Origin of the sequence: Pseudomonas antarctica (genome assembly GCF_900624995.1) — a bacterium.
Taxonomy (GTDB): Bacteria; Pseudomonadota; Gammaproteobacteria; order Pseudomonadales; family Pseudomonadaceae; genus Aquipseudomonas; species Aquipseudomonas antarctica.
In genome coordinates, this window is the sequence record NZ_UYXQ01000011.1 from 81,311 (window position 1) to 108,014 (window position 26,704).

Sequence of the window (26,704 nt, forward strand, 5' to 3'; positions counted from 1 at the left end):
GTCAGAGTTCATCGCGCGTGTACCAGAACTCATCGACTTCGGGCTCTACCTGCACCTCGCTGGCTTCCCACTCTTCACCCAGCACGCCGGGACGTGTCCAGAAAGCATCGGCAACCAACACTGAGAGATTGCCGTGACTGCTCAATCGACTGATCAGCACCCTCGGGTCTGGTGCTTCGCCAGAGCCGAGCAGTACGGTTTCAGCCGGGGTATGGGTCGGGCGATACTTGAGCAGGGCACCGCCCCGGCAGGAAAGGTAACAACTTTCGGCGTCGGGACGATTGCTCTTGACCACCGACACGTAGTCGCTCAGGTCGTCCTTGGAGACGAAGTTGTTTATCAGTTTTTTGTCTATCGGCTCCAGGCTGGACGTCGAGGAAATTGCCTTGTAGAACGCCTGCACTGCAGCGACTTTGTAAGTCTTCAGTACATTGCTTTCAGGCACGTCAAAGCCTGCACCGCCAAGCGAGAAAAACAGCGCCAGCGTACGGGTACTGCCTGCGCCCTGATCTTCCACCGGATCGATCGCGACATACCCTGGTGTTCCCCCTGGCGCCAGTACCGCGCCCAGGTATTGCTTATCCTTGAACGGTGCCACCAAGCCCTGGGCATAGCGCGCCGCATCATCGGGATAAAAAAACAGCGGCCCGCAAAACGAATGAAAATGCGGGTCGTCGGCAAAAGCATGCGCCGGTCTTTTGGGCATCCAATTAACCCCGACCCGCTCTTTCCTGCCCCAGACTTCACTGGTCACCCGAACCGACAGCTCACCCGCGCCTGCCAGACGGCGCACATACTCAAGCACCTTGAGGGAGCCCTGGAGCAATTGCGTGCGTTCCAGATGCGCGGTGCTCGTCCATTTGAACAGTGGGGCCGTTTTGGGAAACACGTACTTGAGCAGCGCGCCATCACCACACAATAGATACAGCGGCGGAACACTGCCGTTACGCGCCCCCGTGAGGAGGGTCAGTGCGTTGGCAATGTCCTGCGGCGCAAAAAAATGATTAGCCATTTCATCGTTGGCCGCAGCGATAGGAACAGTCGATGCACACAGATACAAGCCCTCCAGCACGTACCCCTGCGGAAACAAGCCATCGACAAAGACTTGCTTAAAATCGCCATAGTTTTCTCTGCGAAGCGCCAAGGTCGTCATGTAAAGCGGCTTACTCAGCGACTTGAGTACGTAACCGAAAGCCACCTCAGCCAGCGGCTTGGATGCGCGCTGCGCGTAGCGTACGGCATCGAGCGCCCGGGTAAACATCGGGCTGCAGGGTGGGTCGAATGATGCAAAGCGAATGGTCCAGTCATCAGGCCTCAGGGAATACGCACCAAACGTGCGCGTTATGGTCCTGGGCCTACCCCATACAGGGTCGCCCTCTACCACGCGCAATTCGCCGGCGTTCGCCGTCTGCGTGACAAACTGGTTTGGCGTGAGCGTCCCGTTGCGCAGTTGCTGTTCGACGCTGTTGTCGCCGTAATCACCCTTAACCTTGTTCAGTGGCGCCAGACGATTTTTGAGCAACTCTTCCTCGGCCGAGCCCGACAGCTCGTAACTGAGGACCGAGCCATTTGGACCGAACACATATTCACGCTTGATGTGCACCTCCCGGTGCAACAGATTCGACAGGACCGCGCTCGGTATCATGGTTGTATAGATGGCTTTTTCAGTGGCTGATAGCAGCAGCGGTACTTCTTGGGTCACAACGGACCGATAGCGCGCAACAATCGTGCTGCCCCCCGGATAAAGCCCCATCTCAAAGGCCCGGTCAGGGATTATCCAGTGCAGTGCCAACCCCCGGGGCGCAAGCACCCGCGCAAGCGTCGAGGCGAACAGCCCATTGAGCAGCTTGAGGATCACCCCACCATACGCCGCGCGATAGCCGGTGTTCACCAAAGCCGCCGCGTGACGGGCCGCATCATCGGGGTTGGCAAAAGCGGGGCTTAAACGCCGCGGCATCAAGGTTTCGTAGCCGGTCCAGGTCTCGGCGACGACACCTTTTTTATCCCAGCACTGGCTGGTACGCACCACATGGAGCATTCCCTTCAGCACCCACCCTTTGAGGAAGTCCCGGGGGCTTTTCTTACCGGCGTTCAACTGCGCCTGCGCCTGGGTCAATAACGTATCTGCCGTGCCGCCGGCTTTTACATCAATCGGTGTAGGCATATACCGCAACAACGCGCCATCAAGGGTCGAGAAGTAAATTGGCAGGGCGTTAACATCCTTAGCGCCAGCAGAGAGAGCGGCGTACAGCACACTCGGCGTGACAAAATACAGCGTCAGCCACGCGAGCGGCGCACTCAGCCCTGTAGGTGACCATTGCTGTGAGCGAAACAGCCCATGCACCTCAAACCCATCGGGCAACGAGTAGCCGCCCTCGTCCTTGGCCTTAAACACGAAGTAGAGGTTGAATAGCCTGTTATCACTGACGACGCCCACCACCTCGCTTGCAATGTACTGCTCCTGATCCTTGTGCTTGAGGATGAATGCATAGCAGGCTGCCTCGACGAAATTGCGCCCGTGCACCCGCCCATGAAGGTTGCGGGCCGCTTCATCGGCACTGGCGAATACCGCCCCGAAGGTCACGTAGTCGGGTGGCCCGGATGGCGGAGCGGAGCTGAAGTTGGACGTCCAGTTGCTGTAGACCACCGAGCGCGGCCCCCATAACGGGTTGCCCTGGATGATCTTGAAGTCGCCCGCCTCGGCCAGTCGCCGCACCCAATCGTCAGGCCGGATCAGCCCTTTTTCGAGGCGCTTGCCGAGGCTATTATCGCCAGCCTCTGGGCCAATATTGGCCAGCAGCAAGTCCTCATGCGACGACGTGTTTGGGGTGTACTCCAACAAGCAGTCCTGCGCGCCTGACAGGTAGGCCACCCGCCCAGCCGGGATGATCGAGTACATCTCACGGTCATCAAACACCTGCTGATTGATCTGCGCCTCGTCCCGCGTCCAGCCACGGCGTGCGACCCAGACCGGGTCAAGCGTCGATAAGGCAGTGTGGGAGCCGTAGCGCCCGTGCAGCACATAGGGTTCCGGCGGAATCAACGGGCCTTTGTTGTCGATTGGGAAAAACAACGTGAAATCAAATGGATTGGGTGCACTTTCCATGGGTTCAGTGATGACAAAACGACCGTCCTCCCCCTTGAGCACGTACCCCCCATAGTGGCGATCACGCTGGTTGCCGATTCGCTCATGGGCATACACCGCCGCATCACGCGCCGAGAGAAACGGACGGCTCAATGTTGCCTTATAGAATGACGTCAACAGATCGGAGCGGTTATCCACCCTCCCCACGCGGCGCCACAAGCCTCCGGCCTGAACCACCGACAGATCGGTCGCTGCAATGACCCTGCGCACATAATCACGGGGGCTCAGCGTGCCCGCGACCATGGCCGCTTTGGCACCGTTATCGTCAAGTTCACCCTCGCTTTTTTGCATGACCAGCTCAGTCGTAAGCGTGGCCTCGGGCACTTTGAATTTCAGCAAAGCAACATCAGAAGCCAGCATATACACAGTCAATCCACGAACCGGGTCCTGGATGTCCAGGGTCGCCCGCGCCTGGCGGGTCGCGGCCACCACCTGTGCCGGGCTAAAGAAGGTACTGGCCAGCCATTTTTCACGTGCCGCTACTTCGTCCTTCTCGTACCAGCTATTGAAATAAATAGCCTCCAAGCGGTACTGGGAAGGCATTCGAAGTTTGCCGTTGGGACGTTTTGGAAACACTTCGTTGGGCGAAAACAGCGGCGTCAGCTTGGGCACTGCCAACGTCGCAACGTAGGCGTCCTCACGGGAGTGCTTGAGGACAAAGCCCATAGCGCCTTCGCCTGCAGCGCCAGCAAGCGAAAGCGCACGTAATACGGCCGTTTCCGGGGTTGGCAACACCGAGGTAAAAAAGGGTTGCTGCTGCACCTTTGTCACTGGCGCCCTGAGGCGCCAGTCCTTGGGCACGCGCCCGCGAACACCGCCCCATACCGGGTGGGCAATCACTACCCACAGCTCGCCAGCTGCAGCCAACTGACGGACGGGATGCTCGAAATCACTGCTGGTATCACCTGGGCCGCCACGCAGTTGTTGCCCAAGCTTTTTTTCGACAGCTGAGCCACTGCTGACATATTTGAGCAGCACATCATCTGGCCCGGAAAAATAGTGAGCCTTGGCAAACGCTCTGTTGCGAAAGCTGAAGGCCTGGTCCTCACTGGAATAGAAGTTATTGAACAGCAGCACCTGATCCGCCGTGAAATGGGGAAAGTGGCTCTGGATTTGTGCTGCATCGGCGGGATGGGAGTGATAGAACGCCTCGGCGCTGTAATCGTCGGGGGCGAGGAAGTTACCTTCACTGTCCTTGGCCAACAGGCGCTTGTGATCGAAAATATTACGCCGGTCAGGTATGGGGTGCGTGGCGTAGTAGCGACCGCCACGTTTGAGAATCACACCACCGTACTCGAGGTCACGACGCTGGCCGATAGCCTCGTGCGCCCAACGGGCCGCGTCGTCGGCGGTGATAAAGGCCGGGCTGAGGGGCGGTAACTCAGGCGGGCGGCGCGGTGAGTCGGCCAGGGTGGTGGGGGTCGTGTGCATAGGGTTCTCGCAGGCAAAAGTGTCCAAGGCACTGAAAGCGCCTTGTCTGAAGCCGCATCCTGGGACATCGAAGTCGGTCACTTGCGCTGTATATCTACCCCTGCGCCCCTTTTTGAAGCCTTCCGCGCACCCGACAACTATTGCAGCGCCAAGTTGGTGCGCGTCGCCACGCCCCTCACCGACCAGCCCCTGTGGATACGCGCGTTGAGCGCCGCAGGCACAGCCTTTGCAAAGCCCTCCGTATCTGCCCCACAAAAATACTGGTTTACGGAGATCGCACTATGAAGCGTCGTAGCTTGATCAAAGCTTTCACTTTGTCGGCATCCATTGTCGCCATGGGTTTGACCTGGACCGTCCAGGCCGCCGAGACCATCAAGGTCGGCATCCTGCACTCGTTGTCCGGGACCATGGCGATCTCCGAAACATCGCTCAAAGACATGGCGCTGATGACCATCGACGAGATCAACGCCAAGGGCGGCGTCAACGGCAAGATGCTCGAACCGGTGGTCGTCGACCCGGCCTCCAACTGGCCGCTATTCGCTGAAAAAAGCCGCCAGTTGCTGACCCAGGACAAGGTCGCCGTGGTGTTCGGCTGCTGGACCTCGGTGTCGCGTAAATCGGTATTGCCGGTGTTTGAAGAACTCAACGGTTTGCTGTTCTATCCGGTGCAATACGAAGGCGAAGAAATGTCGCCAAACGTGTTCTATACCGGTGCGGCACCGAACCAGCAGGCGATCCCGGCGGTGGAATATTTGATGAGCGAAGAAGGCGGCGGCGCCAAGCGCTTCTTCCTGCTCGGCACCGATTACGTGTACCCACGCACCACCAACAAGATCCTGCGCTCGTTCCTGCACTCAAAAGGCGTAGCGGATAAAGATATCGAAGAGGTTTACACCCCGTTCGGCCACGCGGATTACCAGACCATCGTCGCCAACATCAAAAAGTTCTCGGCCGGCGGCAAGACGGCGGTGATCTCCACTGTGAATGGTGACTCCAACGTGCCGTTCTACAAAGAACTGGCCAACCAGGGCCTGAAGGCGACCGACGTACCGGTGGTGGCCTTCTCGGTGGGTGAAGAAGAACTGCGCGGCATCGACACCAAGCCGCTGGTGGGCAACCTGGCAGCCTGGAACTACTTCCAGTCGGTGGAGAACCCGGTGAACAAGAAATTCGTCGCCGACTGGAAGGCTTACGCCAAGGCCCACAACCTGCCGGGCGCGGATAAAGCCGTGACCAACGACCCAATGGAAGCCACTTACGTGGGCATCCACATGTGGGCGCAAGCGGCGGAGAAAGCCAAATCCACTGACGTCGACAAAGTGCGTGAAGCGCTGGCTGGGCAGACCTTTGCCGCGCCGTCGGGCTTCACCCTGACCATGGATAAAACCAACCACCACTTGCACAAGCCGGTGATGATCGGCGAGATCCAGGCCGATGGGCAATTCTCGGTGGTGTGGCAGACCCAGGAGCCGATTCGGGCGCAGCCGTGGAGCCCGTACATTCCGGGCAATGACAAGAAGCCGGACTATGCCGTGAAGAGCAACTAAGCCGCACCACAGATCAAATGTGGGAGCGGGCTTGCTCGCGAATGCAGTGTGTCAGTCAATGCATCTGTTACTGATCGACCGCATTCGCGAGCACGCCCGCGCCCACAGTTTTGACCGCGTACGATCAGGACAATTTTTATGTCTACTGCCCTCCAACGTTTCATCTTCGCCGTGCTGCTGTTGCTGCCTTTCGCAGCACAGGCAGGCGACGCCGAAGACTTCCTCGCTGCCAACCCGATGCAACAAGCCAAGCTGCTCCAGGGCTGGGCCGCCCAGCCCGACCCGGCGCGCATCGAGCTGGTGGACGCGCTGCAACAAGGCCAGATCACGCTCAACGGCGAAACCAAAACCGTACGCCTGAACAACCGCCTGCGCGGCCTGATCGATAACGTACAAGCCAGCCAGCAACTGCTCGCCGCTGACCCGAAAGTGCGCCTGGCTGCCGCACAAACCCTGCAAAAAAGCGCACAGCCTGCGCAGCTCAAATTCCTCGACCAGCAAGTCGCCGCCGAAACCAACGAGGACGTGCACACGGCCCTCAGCTTGGCCTTGGCCAACCTGCAACTGGTCGACACCGACCCGGTGGTGCGCCTGGCTGCCGTGCGTTTGCTTGGCGGCACCGGCGACCCGCTGGCCCGCACGCGTCTTGAGGCGTTACTCGCGCCCGGTGTCGAAACCGACGCCGCCGTGCACACCGCCGCCGAGACCAGCCTGGCCCAGGTCAAACGCAAATTGCTGTTCGGCGAGATCCTCGGCCAGGCCTTCAGTGGTATGTCTTTAGGCTCGATTCTGCTGCTCGCCGCCTTAGGCCTGGCGATCACCTTCGGCCTGCTCGGCGTGATCAACATGGCCCACGGCGAGATGCTGATGCTTGGCGCCTATTCCACTTACGTGGTGCAGCTGCTGATGCAGCGCTACGTGCCTGCGGCCATCGAGTTCTACCCATTGATTGCGTTGCCAGTAGCGTTCTTCGTCACCGCCGCCATCGGCATGGCCCTGGAGCGCACGGTGATCCGTCATCTCTACGGTCGCCCGCTTGAAACCCTGCTCGCCACCTGGGGCATCAGCTTGATGCTGATCCAGTTGGTACGCCTGGTGTTCGGCGCGCAGAACGTCGAAGTCTCCAACCCCGAATGGCTGTCAGGTGGCATTCAAGTGCTGCCCAACCTGGTGCTGCCGTACAACCGCATCGTGATCATCGCCTTCGCGTTGTGCGTGGTGGTGCTGACCTGGCTGTTGCTGAACAAAACCCGCCTGGGCCTCAACGTGCGCGCCGTCACTCAGAACCGCAACATGGCCGCCTGCTGCGGCGTGCCCACCGGGCGCGTGGACATGCTCGCCTTTGGCCTCGGTTCCGGCATCGCCGGGCTTGGCGGCGTGGCGCTGAGCCAGATCGGCAACGTCGGCCCGGACCTGGGCCAGAGCTACATCATCGACTCGTTCCTGGTGGTGGTGCTCGGCGGTGTCGGCCAGTTGGCCGGTAGCGTGATGGCCGCGTTTGGTTTGGGTATCGCCAACAAGATTCTGGAGCCGCAGATCGGCGCCGTGCTCGGCAAGATCCTGATCCTCGCGCTGATCATTCTGTTTATCCAGAAACGCCCGCAAGGACTCTTCGCACTGAAAGGACGGGTGATCGACTGATGAACCAGCCATTAATGCTCACGGCCACGCAAAAGGCCGGCCCCAAGCTGACGATAGCGGTCGGCGCGGTGATTCTGACCCTGCTGCTGGCGCTGCCATTGTGTTCGCTGCTGCCTGCGGATAACCCGCTGCAGGTGTCGGCCTACACCCTGACGCTGGTGGGCAAGATCCTTTGCTACGCCATCGTTGCCCTCGCGCTGGACTTGGTATGGGGCTACGCCGGTATGTTGTCCCTCGGCCACGGTTTGTTCTTTGCCCTCGGCGGCTATGCGATGGGCATGTACTTGATGCGCCAGGCCTCCGGTGATGAGCTGCCGGCGTTCATGACCTTCTTGTCGTGGACCGAGCTGCCTTGGTATTGGACAGGTACCGAACACTTCCTCTGGGCCATGTGCCTGGTGGTGCTGGCGCCCGGTTTACTGGCGCTGGTGTTCGGCTTCTTCGCCTTCCGCTCGCGGATCAAGGGCGTGTACTTCTCGATCATGACCCAGGCCTTGACCTTCGCCGGGATGCTGCTGTTTTTCCGCAACGAGACCGGGTTTGGCGGCAATAACGGTTTCACCAATTTCCGCAGCATCCTGGGCTTTGGCATTACCGAGCCGGGCACGCGGGCGGTGCTGTTTTTTGCCACGGTCGTGTTACTGGTCGCGAGCCTGTACACCGGCTGGCGCCTGGCGCAGAGCAAGTTCGGCCGAGTGCTGACCGCCCTGCGCGATGCCGAGAACCGTCTGATGTTCTGCGGCTATGACCCGCGTGGTTTCAAGCTATTTGTGTGGGTGTTGAGCGCGGTGTTGTGTGGTTTGGCCGGGGCGTTGTATGTGCCGCAAGTGGGCATCATCAACCCCAGCGAGATGTCGCCAACCAACTCCATCGAAGCCGCCGTATGGGTGGCCTTGGGCGGGCGCGGCACCTTGATTGGCCCGTTGCTGGGCGCCGGTGTGGTGAACGGCATGAAGAGCTGGTTCACCGTGGCCTTTCCGGAATACTGGCTGTTCTTCCTCGGGGCGCTGTTCATCATCGTGACCCTGTACCTGCCCAAGGGCGTTATCGGCTTGCTGAAGAAGTGAGGAATGTCATGCTCGAACCTATTTTCGATGCGGGCAGCAGCCGCGATGCGATCGGCATCGGACAGGCCGCCGGCAAGGGCCTCAACACCCGTCACGGCACCATTCTGACGCTGGAAGACATCAGCGTCAGCTTCGATGGTTTTAAAGCGCTCAACGACTTGAACCTGTATATCGGCGTCGGCGAATTGCGCTGCATCATCGGCCCCAACGGCGCGGGCAAGACCACGCTGATGGACGTGATCACCGGCAAGACTCGCCCCAGCCACGGCAATGCCTGGTTCGGTGAAACCCTGGATTTGACAGGCATGAGCGAAGTGCAGATCGCCCAGGCTGGCATCGGCCGTAAGTTCCAGAAACCCACGGTGTTCGAAGCCCTGAGCGTGTTCGAAAACCTGGAACTGGCGCAAAAAACCGACAAGTCCGTGTGGGCCAGCCTGCGCGCACGCCTGAGCGGTGAACAAAAAGACCGTATCGACGAAGTGCTCGACACCATCCGCCTGACCGCCTCGGTACAGCGCCCGGCAGGGCTATTGTCCCATGGGCAAAAACAGTTCCTGGAAATCGGCATGCTGCTGATGCAAGACCCGCAGCTGCTGTTGTTGGACGAACCGGTGGCCGGTATGACCGACGCTGAAACCGAATTCACCGCCGAACTGTTCAAGCGCCTGGCGGGCAAACACTCGCTGATGGTGGTGGAGCACGACATGGGCTTTGTCGGCTCGATTGCCGATCACGTGACCGTGTTGCACCAGGGCAGCGTGCTGGCCGAAGGGTCGCTGGAACAGGTGCAGGAAAATGAGCGAGTGATTGAGGTTTACCTCGGTCGCTAAGGAGAAGTGAACATGCTGCAAGTCGACAAGCTGCACCAGTACTACGGCGGTAGCCACATTCTGCGCGGGCTGTCCTTCGACGTGAAGATCGGCGAAGTCACCTGCCTGCTCGGCCGTAACGGCGTGGGCAAGACCACGCTGCTCAAGTGCCTGATGGGTTTGCTGCCCGCCAAAGAAGGTGCGGTGAATTGGGAAGGCAAGGCCATCACCGGTTTCAAGCCGCACCAGCGCGTGCACGCCGGCATCGCCTACGTGCCCCAGGGCCGGGAGATTTTTGGCCGGTTGACGGTGGAAGAAAACCTGCTGATGGGCCTGTCGCGTTTCCCCGGCTCAGAGGCCAAGGAAGTGCCCGCCTTCATCTACGAACTGTTCCCGGTGTTGCTGCAAATGAAGCATCGACGCGGCGGCGATCTGTCCGGCGGCCAGCAACAGCAGTTGGCGATTGGTCGCGCCCTGGCCAGCCGCCCGCGCCTGTTGATTCTCGATGAGCCCACCGAAGGCATCCAGCCGTCGGTAATCAAGGAAATCGGCGCAGTGATCAAGAAACTCGCGGCACGTGGCGATATGGCGATCCTGTTGGTGGAGCAGTTCTACGACTTCGCCGCCGAATTGGCGGACCAGTACCTGGTGATGTCACGCGGTGAAATCGTCCAGCAAGGCCGAGGTGAAAATATGCAAAGTGAGGGTGTGCGCGGCTTGGTTACCATCTAACCTGTAGCGTCCTAACGATAAGCACTCGAACATGAATCTGCCCGTTTCCCCTGCCCTGTTCACCCCCAGCTGGCACGCCGAGCTGGAACTTGGCTACGCGCGTTTCGGCGACACCACGCGCCCGGTGATGCGCCGCCACCTCGGCCCGCTGCGCGTGCAAAAGCACCTGTACGCGGAGGGCCCCGAGGTGTGCCAGCACATTATCGTGCACCCGCCCGGCGGGATTGCCGGTGGCGACCGCCTGGACATCAGCGCCCATGTGGCAACAGGTGCCTGGGCGCAATTGACCAGCCCCGGGGCGGCCAAGTGGTACCGCGCCAGCGGCCCGGCGTATCAAAAGCTCGAACTGAGTGTAGAAGCGGGCGCCACGCTGGAATGGCTGCCCCAGGAAACCATCGTGTTCAGCGCCGCCCAGGCCGAACTCACTGCGCGCATTGACCTGCAAGGCGATGCGCGGCTGTTCTACTGGGACGTGGTCGCCCTTGGTCGCCCCGCCAGTGGCGAGCGTTTTGACCTCGGCCACTTTCAGTCGCAGCTGGATATTCGCCGCGACGGCCAGTTGCTCTGGCATGAGCGCCAGCGCATTGTAGGCGCCGACGGTTTGCTCGACTCGCCGATCGGGCTGGACGGGCAACCGGTGTTTGCCACGCTGCTGCTGACGGGCGATATCGCGCCTGAATTATTGGAAACTTGCCGTGCCTTGCCCCACACGGTGCGCGGTGACCTGACCCAATTGCCCGGGCTGCTGGTCGCCCGTTGCCTGGCCAGCGAAGCACTGCTGGCGCGGGCCTGGTTGATGGATTTATGGAAACTGTTACGCCCGGCCGTGCTAGGGCGGGAAGCCGTAGCCCCACGAATCTGGAGCACATGAAGATCAAAATGTGGGAGTGGGCTTACTCGCTCCCACAGTTGACCTCTGTTGTATTTAAGAATGCTGTTTATGAAGGACCTTGAACCATGGACTTGACCCCACGGGAAAAAGACAAACTGCTGATCTTCACCGCTGGCCTTGTCGCCGAACGCCGCCTGGCGCGGGGTGTGAAACTCAATTACCCGGAAACCATCGCCTATATTTCAGCCGCCTTGATGGAAGGCGCCCGCGATGGCCGCACCGTCGCCGACCTGATGCACTACGGCACCACTCTGCTCAGCCGCGAGCAAGTGATGGAAGGCATCCCGGAAATGATCCCGGATATTCAGGTGGAAGCCACCTTCCCCGACGGCACCAAGCTGGTCACCGTCCACCAGCCCATCGCGTGAGGCCCGGCCATGATTCGTGATGCAACCTGGCAAGACCTGCCGGCCATTCAAGCCATCTACAACGACGCGGTGTTGAACACCACGGCGATCTGGAACGAACAACCGGTCGACCTGGCCAACCGTCAGGCCTGGTTCAGTGCGCGCCAGGCCCAGGCCTATCCGATCCTGGTGGCGGTGGAAAACGATGAAGTCACCGGCTATGCCTCGTTCGGCGACTGGCGCCCCTTCGAAGGCTTCCGTTACAGCGTTGAACACTCGGTGTACGTGCGCAATGACCAGCGCGGCAAAGGCCTCGGCCCGCGCCTGATGCAAGCGCTGGTCGAACGGGCCCGCACCTGCGGCAAGCATGTGATGGTCGCGGCCATCGAAAGCGGCAACCAGGCGTCTATTCGCCTGCATGAACGCCTGGGTTTCATCACTACCGGGCAAATGCCACAAGTGGGTATCAAGTTCGGCCGCTGGCTGGACCTGACCTTTATGCAACTGGCATTGAACCCGGGCGCCGAACCGCCCAAGGAGTGAGATCAATGAGCGCTGCACAACTGCGTCGAGTGAATGCTGAAAGTTTTGCCCATTACCGCCTGGGCTTGATCGAGCTGTTGCTGGACGCGGTGCAGCACGGCGCTTCGGTCGGTTTCATGGCTGACTTCGATCAAACCCAGGCCCGCGATTACCTGAGGGGCGTACAAGCCAGCGTTGAAGACGCCAGCCTGCTGCTGTGGGTCGTGGTGCGCGACGAACAAGTGATCGCCAGCGTGCAATTGGCGCTGTGCCAGAAAGCCAACGGCCTGAACCGCGCCGAAGTGCAAAAGCTGTTGGTACACAGCAGCGCTCGCCGCCATGGCCTGGGCCAGCAACTGATGAATGCTTTGGAGCTCGCCGCGCGCCAGCACAAGCGCGGCCTGTTGCACCTGGACACCGAAGCCGGCTCCGGCGCCGAAGCCTTCTACCAGTCGCTGCGCTACACCAAAATCGGTGAATTGCCCGATTACTGCCAAAGCCCGGACGGGCGCTACAGCCCGACCGCCATCTACTTCAAGACCCTGGGGCACCCTGCATGATTCCTGGTGAATATCAGATCCAGCCTGGCGATATCGAACTGAACGTGGGCCGGCGCACCGTCACACTGAGCGTGGCCAACAGCGGCGACCGGCCGATCCAGGTGGGCTCGCATTACCACTTTTTCGAGACCAATGACGCGCTGACGTTTGACCGCTCGGCGAGCCGTGGCATGCGCTTGAATATTCCGGCAGGGACGGCGGTGCGGTTTGAGCCGGGGCAAAGTCGTGAAATCGAGTTGGTGGATTTGAGCGGTGGGCGACGGGTGTTTGGGTTTGCCGGGCGGATCATGGGTGACCTCGACTGATCATTCCCACGCTACGCGTGGGAATGCCGCCATGGACGCTCCGCGTCCGCTCTTAACGTCGTGACGCAGAGCGTCACAGGATGTATTCCCACGCAGAGCGTGGGAACGATCGAGGACACACACATGAAGATTTCCAGACAAGCCTACGCCGACATGTACGGCCCCACCGTTGGCGACAAAGTTCGCCTGGCCGACACCGAGCTGTTCGTTGAAGTGGAGCAGGACTTCACTGTCTACGGCGAAGAAGTAAAATTCGGCGGCGGCAAGGTGATCCGCGATGGCCAGGGCCAGAGCCAATTGCTCGCCCATGAGGTCGTGGACACCTTGATCACCAACGCGCTGATCATTGACCACTGGGGCATCGTCAAAGCCGATGTCGGTTTGAAGAACGGGCGCATTCACGCCATCGGCAAAGCCGGCAACCCGGATATCCAACCGGGCGTGACCATGGCCATCGGCGCCAGCACCGAAGTGATTGCCGGTGAAGGCATGATCCTCACCGCTGGCGGCATCGACGCCCATGTGCATTTCATTTGCCCGCAGCAAATCGAGGAGGCGCTGACCAGCGGCGTCACCACCATGATCGGCGGCGGCACCGGACCTGCCACCGGCACCAATGCCACCACCTGTACCTCAGGCCCGTGGCACTTGGCGCGGATGCTTCAAGCCAGCGATTCGTTCCCGATGAACATCGGCTTTACCGGCAAGGGCAACGCCAGCCTGCCGGCGCCGTTGATCGAACAAGTCATGGCCGGAGCCATCGGTTTGAAGCTGCATGAAGACTGGGGCACCACACCCGCCAGTATCGACAATTGCCTGAACGTGGCCGACCAGTATGACGTGCAGGTGGCGATCCACAGCGACACCCTCAATGAGTCGGGCTTTGTCGAAACGACGTTAGCCGCGCTCAAGGGCCGCACCATCCACACCTACCACACCGAAGGCGCCGGTGGCGGTCACGCGCCGGATATCATCAAGGCCTGCGGTTTCCCTAACGTGTTGCCCAGCTCCACCAACCCGACCCGGCCGTTCACCCGCAACACCATCGACGAGCACCTGGACATGTTGATGGTCTGCCACCACCTGGACCCCAGCATTGCCGAAGACGTAGCCTTCGCCGAAAGCCGCATCCGCCGCGAAACGATTGCCGCCGAAGACATCCTGCACGACCTTGGCGCGTTCTCGATGATCAGCTCCGACAGCCAGGCCATGGGCCGCGTCGGCGAAGTGATCACGCGCACCTGGCAGACCGCCGACAAGATGAAGAAACAGCGCGGCGCGCTGCCCGGTGATGGCCCCGGCAATGACAACTTTCGCGCCAAGCGCTACATCGCCAAGTACACCATCAACCCGGCGATCACCCACGGCATCAGCCATATTGTCGGCTCGATCGAGGTGGGCAAGTGGGCCGACCTGGTGCTGTGGCGCCCGGCATTTTTTGGCATCAAGCCGACGTTGATCCTCAAGGGCGGCGCGATTGCTTCAAGCCTGATGGGCGATGCCAACGCCTCGATCCCGACACCGCAGCCGGTGCACTACCGCCCCATGTTCGCCAGCTTCGGCAGTTCGTTGCACGCCACCAGCCTGACCTTTATCAGCCAGGCGGCCCAGGCAGCCGGGTTGCCCGAAGCCTTGGGCCTGAAGAAGCAAATCGCGGTGGTCAAAGGGTGTCGCGACGTGCAGAAAACCGACCTGATCCACAACGATTACCTGCCGGATATCGAAGTGGACCCACAGACCTATCAGGTCAAGGCCGACGGCGTGTTGCTGTGGTGTGAGCCTGCGGATGTGCTGCCGATGGCCCAGCGATATTTTCTGTTCTAAAGAGCGCAACGATGCACGCGACGCCGGGCTGGGGTGGTGTCCGTCATAGTGGGTCGTCCTTGGTTGAGCGTAAACGTTCATCCTATCGAACGACCCAGCTTGCAAAGCCTACACAGTTACTCGATTTAAACGTGTTCACGAAAGGGTGAACGCCGCGTTCGTCGCTGCGCAGGATTAAACAGCCACAGGCCTTTAGTTCAAGTGGCCAGCGGTAAAGCAGCGTTAGGCAAACTGCGTTTTTATCATGGCTTCAGTGTATTGATAATCTATTCGCAGCTCGACGCCCGCCGGTATGTTTTCGGTTGCAAATACCGCCGTCAGTATAAAGTTCTTTCTTTTGGTTGTTGCTCCAGGCCCCACGCCCAGCAACATATCCGCCTCAATGGGGAAGGCCACGCCCTCCACGTTATAACCCCCTGCGGCCTGACGTACCGGTTGGCCATTTGCGTCATATTCAAAATTGGTGTTGATTCTGGAGAGGATGTTGTCTCCCGACAGGTGAACCCGCGGCTCGCCAAGCTCGAAGCCCCCAAGGGCCGGTGGCGGACTGACGAGCATGGTATAGGTTTGACCTGAGGGGCCGAAAAACCCGGAGGGAAGCACTGTCCCGCCGTAAACGCCGACGATTTCCCCTTTGGCGATAAGCCTGTTGGCCACCACCATGTTCTGCCCTATCAGCGACTTTTCTTCGGGCACCTTCATATCCTGCGCAGTGAACGAACGCCGCTGCAATTTCTCTTCATAACGTGCGCCCACCTCCTCATACCCTTCGAACTTAATGAAAGGTTTGATTTGATCTGAGGTGTATTTAACCCCTGACGCCAGCTCAACACTTTTTTGCAGCTTTCGAATACGTATCGGTCGGCCTTGATAATCCCTGAGCGGGTATTTTCCGTTGTTCGCGCGGTTATAACTCCCGATTCGATTAGGCGCGCTCGTAAAATGAACCTCCTGCCTCATGAGACTGAGTTCGTCCGCCGTGTAGGGAAGCATCGGCATAGACTCGGGTGCATCTTCATACTCACTGCCGGAACTCTCTGACTTCATCCCTCCCGGCGTGCGTTGACGCTTCCAGACCCCGATAATATCGGGCTTGGCGATCACCCCACTACTGACCAAAACATACGGGTTATCCGGCGCCTGCACCCACAACACGTAATGCTCGCCGTCCCCATCAGGCATGCTCGCAACAAAGTATTGTCTACCTTCAAACTCGATGGCTCGCGCCTCTGAGAGCAGTAACTCACGCGGTGCGCCCGCGCGTCGCTCAACCAATGCTTCAAGGTTTTCCCCTGAAACCCGCGCCTGCGCGATTTCCTGGCGAGTCAATGTTTCGATCAACGTCAGCTCGTCAACAGCAGACAGCGATTGCGCCTGCTCAGCATTAACGTCATAGACCGCTTTGGATAACTTGCCGGACTCAAAATCGCGCTGCAACTGCGCCAGTTGTTTTTGGTAGGGCTCGTTCTGCGCTTCAAAAGCGTTGCGGTGTTTGTTCGTCACGTAGTCTTTCCAGAAATCTCTGGCCACCAGCGCGTCAAACTCTTGCACAGAATTATCCCGACTGATCACGCGCTGGTAAGCATCCTCCAGCATTGCTGGGGTGACATTGCCCAAACCGGTGAATCGCGTGTGTTGAGGCTGCCCCGGCAAATCGAGCCGGTCCTTGAGGCCGTGGCGATAAGCCAACCTGATCTCCACCTCTTCAAGCAGCGCAAGCGCCTGTACCTTTTGGACGGGCGTCAAGCCTTGCTGGTTGTTGATCGCGGTTCTGCGCTGATCGATATCCCTTAGCGCGATCGCCTCCACTTCATCCAGGCGGAACAAGCCTCTGGCGAGCGTGGTCAACGCCACGCCCTGGTTCACGCCCTGCGTCAGCGCCAGAGCCTTGGCTTTGTGCACCATCAACAGAATTTCCAGATTACTGAAGGTCAAGGCCGCCCGATCACAACAGGCGCGCTTGCCTGCCCACTCAAACATATCCTTGCGCAATTGCTCCGACTCGGCGCTGTTTTCAGTGATGCCATCGATCACCTCCCAGACTCGACGCTGAAGTTCTTCACGCTCAGCCACCCCCACATCCAGATCGTTGAGTAGGTTGAAAAAACCCTCCCCATCTGGTTGCCCGTGTAAGCTGGCCCATTGGGTGCTTCGCGTTGCAACCTGATCCGCAGGCAGCCCGGTAGTCCAGCGTAAGAACGGCGCCTGCGGGGGCGCGCCAGGCATAACACCGGTCTCCAGCGCGGTAACGCCCAAGCGGTTCGGCCTGCCCGGGGTCACCAGCCCTGCACCTTCAAGTCGCGTGTTGTAGGCCCTGACCTGATCCAGGGTCTGCGCGGTGAATGGATTTCCAGAGACCGTCGTCACGCTATTAACCCGTACCGCCTGCGCTAACTGTTCGTTAGACGGCGCAATGACGGCGTCTGGAATAGTCGTGAGGGCGTTATGACTCAGCGCTACCTGATTCAACAACGGTTGCTCGAGCAAACCGACGGGCCAGGTATCAATGCCCGCGTTTATCAGGCTGAGAGAGCGCATGTCGGTGATCCGGCTAAAGTCCGGCGTGATACCGAGCGAGTTATTGTGCAGCCACAACGCTCGCAGCGTGACCCGCTCCGATAGAATCCGCGCCGTGTCGGCCGTCAGGCGGATCTGGTTGTCATTCAACGTCAAACGGGTCAGGCCATGCATTTCCCCCAGCGCCGGTGGCAGTTCCGTCAGTCGGTTATTGGCCATCTCCAACCAACGCAAGTGCCGGTAGCGCGCCAGGAACCCTTCGGGCGAAACGCTGAGCCCCATGTTGTTTAATTTCAGTGAGCCAACATGGCTGAAATCCACATCAAGGTCGGGCAGGCTGGGCAGGTTCAAGTCACTGAGATCCAGTTCCAGGCCGATAGGCGTCCCATCTTTGGCCAACATTTGCGGGGTTTCCCGGCGCCAGCACGCGAGAATACGGTTCTGGGCCTGGTAACGATGGTCCATGGCCCCAGCGTTGGCTTGTCGTTGGTTGGCCCGCACGTAGCGTTGTCGCTCTCCCCCGCCAGAGAACGTCCAGGCGTCCAACTGCCGCTCCACGGTATTGAATTCCAATTCAAGCCTGGCCAGTTCCGCATCGGCTCCCGCGCCCCAACTCCAGATCAACGCCCTGGCTTCTTGCGTACGCTTGTTCGGGTACAGGCGCCGCATCTTTTCAAGCTTGGGGTTGCCACTGTCAAACGCACCCTTACGAGCGTTTTTCACCAAGTCCGGAAGGGCCTGATTGAGGCGTCGCCAGTAGTCATCGAAGTGTTGCCAGTAATCAGCAGGGAATGGGTTGCCTTCAAGCAGCGTGACGCCATTGAGTCGCGCAGTCGCGCCGAGCTGCTCATCCGCAGGGTTAAGATATTGCTCGGGCACCTCACGCAAAAGGTTGTCGCTCAAGTCAACGAAATTTAGATCCGTGTGTGCATCCAGTCCCGTTGGCCACTGCTCAAGCTGTGTATTTCTCAAATTCAGGTTTCTCAACCGTGCCATGCTGCTGAAGTCCGGGCAAATCCTCAACGCGTTATTGGCCAGGTAGAGCTCTTCAAGGTTGCCCAGAGACCCCAGCACCCTGGCGCTTTGTGGGGTTAGCCGAAGGTGGTTGGAGTGCAGACTCAACGACGTCAGGTGGATCATGTCACCGACAACGCGGGGTAATTCGGTGAGCCTGCTGCGGCTAATGCTCAAACCGTTGACGTGGGTGAATTTGCGAAGGAAAGCATCCGCGCTGTCAGACCACCTGACATCGTGAAGCTCCAGCGCCTCGACATGACTGAAGTCGGCGCTCAATATCGGCAATTCCAGCCCCCCCATTATCAACTGCAGAGGGCCGCTAGCCTCACGACGCCAATGGCTCATGATTGTCCTGGCGATGTAAGGCGCTGTATCAAAGGCGCCCACCCGTCCCGATTGCGGTGTATTCGCTTTAACCCAAGCAGCCAACTCCATCTGCACCGTATTGAATTCGGCTTCGCGAAGTTTCAGCCCACGTTCCACATGTGTACCAAATGACTGGATAACGTCATTGATTCCCTGTTCATCCAAGGTGCGGTACAGCGTGCGGACCCGCGCTTTTATCGACGCCTCTGAAGGCCCCAAAACGCGGCCTAACAACTGTCGAAAACCACGCCCCCCGCCCAGCAGGCGCAGTGTCGGGTCAACCGCTGGCCTGCGCACCGGATGCTCCAGCAACACCGTGCGCAGCGGCTCACGAGGCAGAGGCGCTTGCTGGATCGCGGCCTTCAACTGCTGTGCATCGGTAAACCCGAGGCCTTGACGCTCTGTCGTCGACAACGCCTCCCACGTCGCGGTGTAGAAATCTCGGGGTAATTGCGCCTTGAATAGACCATTGTCCATTTGCACCAACACCTTGGTCTGCGGCCAGTCCGGCGAACCAATGGCGTCCAGCAACAGGCCCTCGGCCGAATATTGACGCAGTTCCACCCGCGTTCCCCGTGGCCACCCCGGCAACGCTTCCAGGCTGCGCAAGGCCAGGCGCTGGCTGTCGATGCTTGCCAGTGTGTCCAGGTGCAGCCCCTCATAGGCACGGGACACCCGTGTTTCCTGCTCACACCATCGTGCCTGCTCGGCTTGCGCTTCAGGCAGCAGCCCGGTGCGGCGCAAGGCTAACCGTTGTTCGGCGCCGAGCGTCTTGAGCAAATGCGCGGCCATTGATGTCGGCAGCTTGGGGTAGCTCGCCAGTATCCAGTGCAGGTCGGGATCGCGCGAGACGGTCGACGCCTTGTAGCGTTCCTCCACCAACGGACCTTTGAACATCTGCACCGTATCGCCGAGGTACTTGCGTAGTTTGCCGGCCCGTACCTCCAGAGTGTCTTCGGCCTCGCCCGGGATTTCCTTCAAGGTGGGGTCAACGCCTTGCAACGTATTCAACACCTCCTTGAGTAACTCGCCGCGCTCCAGCTGGCGTTGAGTGACAACCACCACGCGCCTGGCGGAGGTAACGGGGGCGTCATCCTCCCAAAGCGTCCTGCCATCGCTGCTCATGACACGCATGCGCGTCTCAACAGGCAACATCCCACGACGCTGCATCATCTGCATTTGCAACGCCGGGTCCGCCTGGGCGTAGACCGCCGGGTCGCTGCTGCGCATTTGCTCGACAAAGGTCGTCAGTTCCTGATGGGCCTTGAAGTGCTCAATCGTATCCTCCAGCAGCAAGGGCACCCGCTCATGCTCGACAAAGGTCTGGCGCAACGTGTCTTCCTCGACGCCGCTGGCGATGCGAGCCTGCTCCAGGGTCGGGGTGTCGAGCCCACGCTCGTTCAGGCCCAGGCGCCTCATCAGTGTCGGCTTGTCCCAAGTCAACGGCGCCTCGACTTCATGACTCCAGGCGCCGGCGTGGTTATGTTCCAGTTGCGGTTCATAAGCACCGGCCCGGCTGGGGTGCTGGATACGGTACTGGCCAGTGTCCGGCTCCTGACGGACCTGATAGTGATCACCTTCATGGGGCAACACCGTCTGCCCATTGTGCTGGTAAAGCCCCTGAGTGTCCGGCTTGGCGCCCGGAGGCAGGTCGGGAGGGGGCACCTTGTAAGGCGTAAGATCTGGCTTCCACAACACCTGCTTGCCGTTTGGCAGCGTAACCGGTTTGAGGGGGTCGATCGAACTCACCCATTTGACTGCGGGCAGCACCTTGGCCCCGGTGACCAGCATCGCCGCATTAAGGGCAACGCTGGAAAAGTGCGCCCACATCGTTTTCAGATCGCCTTGCTCATAGGCTTCGATGCCTTCATACACCTCAGTGCACATCTGCGCCGCGCCCACCGCCAGCATGATCGGCCCCAACCCAGGCACCACAAAAGCGCCAAGGTTGAACACGCTGATCACCGCGTCCGCGAAGCTTGCCAGCCGATCCATGCGGGCCTTGCGGTCTTCGTCGTCGGTGGGCACGGCCACCGCGCGGGCATCGGCCAGAATCTTGCGCACCTGGGTCTCGCGCAGCTGCTCCCACAGGTTGCCGTTGACGTACAGTTCATCCAAGGGCAAATGCACCGGCTTTGACGCCAGCGGGTAATCGCCGCCCGCCCCCTTACCGTTGGCGGGTTTGTACAAACGATTGAAATGCTGAAAAAAGAAGCCCTGCCCACCCTGAGGCACGAAACGGCTGAAAAAGCGCCGGTACGACGCACTGTGCAAGCGAGTCCTAAGGTCAGCCATGAACTCGCCGCTGGAGGCATATTCCTTGAGCGGCTGCTGCGGGTCATTAGGGATGTACACCAGCAGGCGCTCGGTCCTGTCACTGTCTTTACGAGCCGGCCCGATCAGCAGTGGCCCCGCCAGCACATTGCCAAACACCTTCAGCACGGCGAACGTCACCGGTTTGCCATCAAGGGTGGCACTGCCTGGGTCAGTGATGACTTGCTTGATCATGCGGTACGCATCGACGCTGATGCCCCATTGGGGCTGCTTAGCCGCCACTTCGGCACTTAGCGCCAACAGTTGGCGCTGGTGCTCTTGCAGTTGCTGATGCAACGCCGTGCGTTCGATGACAACTTGGGGCTGGACGATGGCCTTGATGTGCTCTTGATACAATTTCCCCAGGTCCAGGTTGCGGCACAGTTGTGCAAACTCGTGGGGGGCGATGGGCAAGGCCTGTGAATTGACCGCCGAAAATGTCGGGATGATTTCGCCGTCATACGCATTCCAAGTGGTGATGATCTGGCAATCGTTGCAGGCACCGGCTCGCGCTTCGTCGGGCGCGAAATTGGCCAGGGCAGCCTCAAGCAGCGAAACACCCCGGTACTCATAGCGTAGCGACGGGTCGCTTCGCTGCTCGAAAACAAACGCACCGAGCAGGTCATCGCGACCTTTAAACCCATATTTGCGCGCGAAGTAAACGTTCTTCACGTCCAGGTCCAGATTGAACTGTTTTTTGATCGCGTCTTTAAGCGGTTGCTCGGCAAAAGCGAGCACATCCTTGATATCGCCCAAGGTGTTTTCGACCTGGTTCAAGGTCTCACGGTAGCGGGTGTGGCTCTGAGCCAGTGCGGTCTTTTCCTGGGCCGTGGCGGTCAGGTACCAACTGGGCAGTTCCATTTCATGGCTGGCGAGTTCTTCCTGACGCGAGCTGCTGGCCTGGGTGAACCAGGTGGGCACGCGGTCTTTGAGGAAGTCGTAGTGAACACCGCGCAGGTCAACATTGAAGCTGCCTTCGGCGGTGGAGGTGACGGGTTGTTCTGACATAGTAGGGCTATCCATGACGGGCTGTGAAAAAACCAACCTATCGGATCGCCCTACCTGAAACGCCCTAGATAATTACGCGAATTAGAAATGCTCACGCGGATTGAACGCCGCTTTTTGCGCCAGTTCCTGCCACAAGGCCTTGACCTCCTCATCGCTGCTCTTGGGCATGACCACCTTAAGCTGCACAAACAGATAGCCGCGTTCCCCAGCCTTGTTCGACAAGCCATGGCCCTTGGCGCGCATGCGCTGACCGTTCTGGCTGCCGGCCGGCACCTTGAGGTTGATCTTGCCGGTGAGGGTCGGCACTGCCACTTCCGCGCCCAACGCCAATTCCCAAGGTGCCAGGGGCAGATTGATGATCAGGTTTTCGCCGTCCACTTCAAACTTGGGGTGCGGCGCAAACTTGATGATCAGGTACAGGTCGCCATTCGCCCCGCCGCCAATGCCCGGTGCACCCTGACCCTTGAGGCGGATGCGCTCACCGTCGGCCACGCCGGCGGGGATCTTCACGTTAAGGCTCTTGGTGGTGTTGCTGACGTGCCGGCCCGACGCGTCGTATTGCGGCACCTGGAAGTTTATCTGCTTGGACTCGGTAGACAGCGTCTCTTCAAGGTGCACCGTCAGTTGCATCTCGACGTCCTGGCCCTTGCGCCCCGCAGGGCGACGCTGGCCGCCACCGAAGGCATCGCCACGGTTGCCGAAGATCGAGCTGAAGAAGTCAGAGAAGTCTTCAGTGCCACCGCCACCGCCGCCATAACCGCCACGGCTCTGCCAGCCCGGCGGCCCCTGGAACGGCTGGCCGTGCTGGCCGTATTTGCGCAGCTCATCGTATTCCGCGCGCTTGTCCGCGCTTTTAAGCGCTTCATAGGCTTCGGACGCGTCCTTGAATTTTTCTTCGGCGTCTTTTTCCTTGCTCACGTCCGGGTGATATTTGCGCGCGAGCTTGCGGTAGGCGGCCTTGATTTCCTTGTCATCGGCCGTCGGCTCGACACCCAGGATCTTGTAGTAGTCTTTGAAATCCATCAGCGGTTCACCATCCTTAATCGAGATCGCACAGCCTGGGGCACAACGTGCGTTGCTTTGCACCTGTTGAGTGTTATGGCCTGAGGGTGCGTCAAAGTGTTATCGGCGCTAACCGTATGCAACAGATGTGGGGGCAAATCCCGCACTTTCAAGCACGATTTAACGGATGGTCGGCCTACGCATCCGCCTTCGACTGGCATACACTGCGCGGCCGTTTTTCAACCGGAACCTGATAGACATGAAAAACCCATCCCCAGCCCGTGCCTGCGGTATCGACTTCGGCACGTCCAACTCCACCGTCGGCTGGATCCGCCCCGGCGAGGAGACGCTTATCGCGCTGGAGGACGACAAGATCACGTTGCCGTCGGTGGTGTTCTTCAACTTCGAGGAGCGCCGCCCGGTCTACGGGCGCCTGGCCCTGCACGAATACCTGGAAAACTACGAAGGCCGGCTGATGCGCTCGCTCAAGAGCCTGCTGGGTTCCAAGCTGATCAAGCACGACACCAGCGTACTCGGCACGGCCATGCCGTTCACCGACTTGCTGGCGCTGTTTATCGGCCAACTCAAGAGCCGCGCCGAGACCACCGCTGGCCGTGAGTTCGAAGAAGTGGTGCTGGGCCGCCCGGTGTTCTTTGTCGATGACGACCCGATGGCCGACCAAGAAGCAGAAAACACCCTGGTCGACGTGGCGCGCAAAATCGGCTTCAAGGACATCTCGTTCCAGTACGAGCCGATCGCGGCCGCCTTCGACTACGAGTCCACCATTGAAAAAGAAGAGCTTGTGCTGATCGTCGACATCGGCGGGGGTACGTCCGACTTTTCCCTGGTGCGCCTGTCACCGGACCGTCGTCACAACGACAACCGCCAAAGCGACATCCTCGCTACCGGCGGTGTGCACATCGGCGGTACCGACTTCGACAAGCAGCTCAGCCTGCAAGGCATGATGCCGTTGTTCGGCTACGGCAGCCGCATGAAAAGCGGCGCCTACATGCCCACCAGCCACCACATGAACCTGGCCACCTGGCACACCATCAACTCGGTGTATTCGCAAAAATCCCAGCTGGCCCTGGGCAGCATGCGCTACGACATCGAAGACACCGGCGGCATCGACCGCCTGTTCAAGCTGATCGAGCAACGCGCCGGGCACTGGCTGGCCATGGAAGTGGAAGAAACCAAGATCCAGCTGACCCACGAAGACAGCCGCCATGTGCTGCTCGACCGGGTTGAGCCGGGGTTGAGTGTGGAACTGAGCCGGGCACTGTTCGAGTCGGCCATTGATGGGCTGCTGGAGCGCGTGCGCAACAGCGTCACGCAGTTGCTGACCGATGCATCGGTGGACGTGGCGCAAGTGGACACGGTGTTCTTTACCGGCGGCTCCAGCGGCATTCCGGCACTGCGCCACAGCATTTCGGCGATGTTGCCGAACGCGCGGCATGTGGAAGGGAATATCTTCGGCAGTATCGGCAGCGGTTTGGCGATTGAGGCCAGCAAGCGTTACGGCAACTGACCGGTCCCGATCTCACTGAAACAGAAAATCAACGGTGGGAGCGGGGTTGCTCGCCCCCACCTTTACGCCTGCAAGCCTAGCGGTGATAAATCGCCCACAGCCCCATCAGCGTCAGGCACCACATGATCGCGCCCGGCACGATCACCAGGTAGTTCCACAGGTTAAAGCGCGCGTTGCTCTGCCCCTCGGGATCACCGGCCGCAAAATTGATCAGCCCCTGGGCCTGTTGAAGGATATAGGCGCACAAGGGCACCGCCAGGATCGCCAGGGGTTTGTAGGCAAACCAGGTCTCGATGCGGTTAGCCGCCATTTCGAAAACCCTGGCACCTACCGTCACCACCACGAACACGGTTGCCCACTGTTCGAAGTCAAAGTCGAACTTTCGGCCGCTGCGCGCAACGCGATCGTCGGCACGGCGATACAGCTGGTGCATAAAGAAAATAAAGAAAATGGCGCGGGCCAGAGGCCAGATATCCAACTGGTGGGCTTTCTTGTACACGCTCCAGTTCTTATACGACCAGATATAGGTATAAAGCCCAAAACTGAGGAAGCTGAGTACCAACAGCTTGGTTTTGGAAATGACGTAAAACTCTGAAGACGTCTTTCCCGTCTCGGTCAGCTCCGCCGTTGGCGGAGCGTAGATATTGTCGCTCACTGCTGATTTCCCCCTAATTCCCTTTAAAGTTCTGGTTATTGCGTCAAACCATTCCCGCCAGCTTCAGCTCACTCTTCAAGTACGCATAGTAGATCGGCCCCGCCACTACACCCGGCAGACCGAATGCGGCTTCAAACACCAGCATCGCCAGCAGCAACTCCCACGATTTGGCACTGATCTGCCCGCCCACAATCCGCGCGTTGAGGAAGTACTCGACCTTGTGGATCACGATCAAATACCCCAGCGCCGCCACCGCCACCCAGATCGAAATCGACAGTGCGACGATGGTGATCAGGGTGTTGGACATCAGGTTGCCGATCACCGGCAGCAGGCCGAGCAGGAAGGTCAGCACGATCAGGGTTTTGCTCAGCGGCAGGTGAATCCCGCACAGCGGCAGCACCACGGCGAGGAAGATCGCGGTGAACAGGGTGTTGAGCGCGGCAATTTTGATCTGAGCAAAAACGATGTTGCGAAAGGCCTGGACCAGCAGGTGCAGGCGGTCGAACAGCGCGGCGGCCAGCGGTTTGCGCTTGGTCAGGTCGGGCACACGTTGCAGCGCGATAATCGCGCCGAGCACCATGCCGATCAGCAGGGTGACGAACATGTGCGCGGCGTCTTTGCCGACCAATTGCAGTTCGCTCAGGTGCTTGCTCAGCCAGTCGCCGATGGCCACGCGGAATTCAGCGGCGCTGGCGGGCAGGTAGGCGTCGAGAAACGGCGGCAACTGGCCGCGCGCGCGGTCGACCACGCCCATGAATTTGTCCAGGGACGCCCCGGGATTTTCCGCTTCATGGAGCAGGAAGCTGATGGCGCCGGCGAAAATAAGGGTCAGCACGCTGACGATCAAAGTGCCGAGTAATGCCACGGCGAGCCAACGCGCACGGCGGCCTTCGATCAGCCGCTGCAACTGCGGGGTGAGCATGTTGACCAGCTCATAGACCAGCAGCCCGGCCAACAGGCTGGGCAGCAGCTTGAGCGGCAAGACCAGCAGTAATCCACCGAAAATGATGATGCAACTGACCAGCAACAACACGTGACGCTGAGAAAACGTTGGCATACAGCCTCAAAACGAACGGCGTTAAAGGAAGGGCAGTCTGCCAGCCTTGAGGGAATCAAGCGAGAGGTCCGGTTGTGAATGCGATCAAGTGTGGGAGCCAGGCTTGCCCGCGATACAGGCGCCTCGGTTTATCAGACCTACCGAGGTGATGCTATCGCAGGCAAGCCAGCTTGTATGGTTAGACTTGTTGGGGTGGTGGGACTAAAAGCCAGCATCTGACTCTAGCCAGTACAGACCGTGGGAGACTTCGCCCCACCCCTTCACCAAAGCGCCGATAAGGAATGCATCGGCTATGACCGACGATAGAAGCAAGCCAGCGCAATGGTGAAGCCCCGACAAGCCTGCAAACCCTAACCCGGAGCGTTTTTCATGGCAATGACTGTCTCGCAATCAATCATCGGTGTGGATGTCGCTAAAGC

Annotated in this window: 17 protein-coding genes; 12 read left to right on the forward strand and 5 right to left on the reverse strand. The window is 59.7% G+C overall.

The genetic code is table 11. From position 1 onward, the window contains the following. Position 1: 1 nt before the first annotated feature. Positions 2-4,576, reverse strand: a complete 4,575-nt coding sequence (locus tag E0F99_RS10385; RefSeq protein ID WP_083355491.1) for a DUF4329 domain-containing protein — start codon at positions 4,574-4,576, stop codon at positions 2-4. A gap of 281 nt (positions 4,577-4,857) precedes the next feature. Here E0F99_RS10385 and urtA point away from each other — a divergent pair, with 281 nt between their 5' ends. The 11 genes from urtA to ureC all read left to right on the forward strand — a co-directional run bounded on the left by urtA (position 4,858) and on the right by ureC (position 14,822). Continuing rightward, the gene (gene urtA / locus E0F99_RS10390) at positions 4,858-6,123 is read left to right on the forward strand and encodes an urea ABC transporter substrate-binding protein (RefSeq protein WP_083355492.1); all 1,266 of its coding nucleotides are present in this window, start codon (positions 4,858-4,860) and stop codon (positions 6,121-6,123) included. Between the two features lie 138 nt (positions 6,124-6,261). Then, positions 6,262-7,764, forward strand: a complete 1,503-nt coding sequence (gene urtB / locus E0F99_RS10395) for an urea ABC transporter permease subunit UrtB (RefSeq protein WP_083355493.1) — start codon at positions 6,262-6,264, stop codon at positions 7,762-7,764. Then, a complete protein-coding gene (urtC, locus tag E0F99_RS10400) occupies positions 7,764-8,831 on the forward strand; it encodes an urea ABC transporter permease subunit UrtC (RefSeq protein ID WP_083355494.1) in 1,068 nt (355 codons plus the stop codon). Before urtB ends, urtC begins: the two co-directional genes overlap by 1 nt. An 8-nt stretch (positions 8,832-8,839) precedes the next feature. Further along, positions 8,840-9,661, forward strand: a complete 822-nt coding sequence (gene urtD, locus E0F99_RS10405; RefSeq protein ID WP_083355495.1) for an urea ABC transporter ATP-binding protein UrtD — start codon at positions 8,840-8,842, stop codon at positions 9,659-9,661. Positions 9,662-9,673: 12 nt separating this feature from the next. Further along, entirely contained in the window at positions 9,674-10,372 is a 699-nt protein-coding gene (gene urtE / locus E0F99_RS10410; protein ID WP_083355496.1) for an urea ABC transporter ATP-binding subunit UrtE, read from the forward strand. A 31-nt stretch (positions 10,373-10,403) separates the two neighbouring features. Next, entirely contained in the window at positions 10,404-11,243 is an 840-nt protein-coding gene (locus E0F99_RS10415) for an urease accessory protein UreD (RefSeq protein WP_083355497.1), read from the forward strand. Between the two features lie 86 nt (positions 11,244-11,329). Then, positions 11,330-11,632: an urease subunit gamma gene (ureA, locus tag E0F99_RS10420; RefSeq protein ID WP_003171437.1), complete on the forward strand. Its 303-nt coding sequence runs from the start codon at positions 11,330-11,332 to the stop codon at positions 11,630-11,632. A 9-nt stretch (positions 11,633-11,641) separates the two neighbouring features. After that, on the forward strand, positions 11,642-12,154 hold the full coding sequence (locus E0F99_RS10425; protein WP_083355498.1) for a GNAT family N-acetyltransferase: 513 nt from the start codon (positions 11,642-11,644) through the stop codon (positions 12,152-12,154). Positions 12,155-12,159: 5 nt separating this feature from the next. Then, positions 12,160-12,693: a GNAT family N-acetyltransferase gene (locus tag E0F99_RS10430; protein ID WP_083355499.1), complete on the forward strand. Its 534-nt coding sequence runs from the start codon at positions 12,160-12,162 to the stop codon at positions 12,691-12,693. After that, the gene (locus tag E0F99_RS10435; RefSeq protein WP_083355500.1) at positions 12,690-12,998 is read left to right on the forward strand and encodes an urease subunit beta; all 309 of its coding nucleotides are present in this window, start codon (positions 12,690-12,692) and stop codon (positions 12,996-12,998) included. Before E0F99_RS10430 ends, E0F99_RS10435 begins: the two co-directional genes overlap by 4 nt. A gap of 123 nt (positions 12,999-13,121) precedes the next feature. Continuing rightward, positions 13,122-14,822, forward strand: a complete 1,701-nt coding sequence (gene ureC, locus E0F99_RS10440; RefSeq protein ID WP_083355501.1) for an urease subunit alpha — start codon at positions 13,122-13,124, stop codon at positions 14,820-14,822. Positions 14,823-15,044: 222 nt separating this feature from the next. On the opposite strand, the gene E0F99_RS10445 is transcribed toward ureC, so the two are convergent. Beyond that, positions 15,045-22,043, reverse strand: coding sequence for an NEL-type E3 ubiquitin ligase domain-containing protein (locus E0F99_RS10445; RefSeq protein ID WP_083355502.1), 6,999 nt, complete (start codon positions 22,041-22,043; stop codon positions 15,045-15,047). Between the two features lie 81 nt (positions 22,044-22,124). Next, on the reverse strand, positions 22,125-23,066 hold the full coding sequence (locus E0F99_RS10450) for a DnaJ C-terminal domain-containing protein (protein WP_083355503.1): 942 nt from the start codon (positions 23,064-23,066) through the stop codon (positions 22,125-22,127). A 238-nt stretch (positions 23,067-23,304) separates the two neighbouring features. On the opposite strand from E0F99_RS10450, the gene E0F99_RS10455 reads away from it, so the two are divergent. Next, positions 23,305-24,573, forward strand: coding sequence for an Hsp70 family protein (locus E0F99_RS10455; RefSeq protein WP_083355504.1), 1,269 nt, complete (start codon positions 23,305-23,307; stop codon positions 24,571-24,573). A gap of 76 nt (positions 24,574-24,649) precedes the next feature. On the opposite strand, the gene E0F99_RS10460 is transcribed toward E0F99_RS10455, so the two are convergent. Together E0F99_RS10460 and E0F99_RS10465 are read right to left on the reverse strand one after the other, a co-directional pair. Further along, complete coding sequence (locus tag E0F99_RS10460; protein ID WP_083355505.1) at positions 24,650-25,228, reverse strand: hypothetical protein; 579 nt, start codon at positions 25,226-25,228, stop codon at positions 24,650-24,652. A 43-nt stretch (positions 25,229-25,271) separates the two neighbouring features. Further along, positions 25,272-26,285 (reverse strand): AI-2E family transporter, encoded by a 1,014-nt coding sequence (locus tag E0F99_RS10465; protein ID WP_083355506.1) that lies wholly within the window; start codon positions 26,283-26,285, stop codon positions 25,272-25,274. Between the last annotated feature and the right edge of the window lie 419 nt (positions 26,286-26,704).

Coding starts and splice junctions, on each gene's coding strand:
- urtE (WP_083355496.1), top strand. CDS start 9,674: ATGCTGCAAGTCGACAAGCTGCACCAGTACTACGGCGGTAGCCACATT.
- urtA (WP_083355492.1), top strand. CDS start 4,858: ATGAAGCGTCGTAGCTTGATCAAAGCTTTCACTTTGTCGGCATCCATT.
- E0F99_RS10385 (WP_083355491.1), bottom strand. CDS start 4,576: ATGCACACGACCCCCACCACCCTGGCCGACTCACCGCGCCGCCCGCCT.
- E0F99_RS10455 (WP_083355504.1), top strand. CDS start 23,305: ATGAAAAACCCATCCCCAGCCCGTGCCTGCGGTATCGACTTCGGCACG.
- ureC (WP_083355501.1), top strand. CDS start 13,122: ATGAAGATTTCCAGACAAGCCTACGCCGACATGTACGGCCCCACCGTT.
- E0F99_RS10445 (WP_083355502.1), bottom strand. CDS start 22,043: ATGTCAGAACAACCCGTCACCTCCACCGCCGAAGGCAGCTTCAATGTT.
- urtD (WP_083355495.1), top strand. CDS start 8,840: ATGCTCGAACCTATTTTCGATGCGGGCAGCAGCCGCGATGCGATCGGC.
- E0F99_RS10435 (WP_083355500.1), top strand. CDS start 12,690: ATGATTCCTGGTGAATATCAGATCCAGCCTGGCGATATCGAACTGAAC.
- E0F99_RS10430 (WP_083355499.1), top strand. CDS start 12,160: ATGAGCGCTGCACAACTGCGTCGAGTGAATGCTGAAAGTTTTGCCCAT.
- ureA (WP_003171437.1), top strand. CDS start 11,330: ATGGACTTGACCCCACGGGAAAAAGACAAACTGCTGATCTTCACCGCT.
- E0F99_RS10415 (WP_083355497.1), top strand. CDS start 10,404: ATGAATCTGCCCGTTTCCCCTGCCCTGTTCACCCCCAGCTGGCACGCC.
- E0F99_RS10450 (WP_083355503.1), bottom strand. CDS start 23,066: ATGGATTTCAAAGACTACTACAAGATCCTGGGTGTCGAGCCGACGGCC.
- urtB (WP_083355493.1), top strand. CDS start 6,262: ATGTCTACTGCCCTCCAACGTTTCATCTTCGCCGTGCTGCTGTTGCTG.
- urtC (WP_083355494.1), top strand. CDS start 7,764: ATGAACCAGCCATTAATGCTCACGGCCACGCAAAAGGCCGGCCCCAAG.
- E0F99_RS10425 (WP_083355498.1), top strand. CDS start 11,642: ATGATTCGTGATGCAACCTGGCAAGACCTGCCGGCCATTCAAGCCATC.
- E0F99_RS10465 (WP_083355506.1), bottom strand. CDS start 26,285: ATGCCAACGTTTTCTCAGCGTCACGTGTTGTTGCTGGTCAGTTGCATC.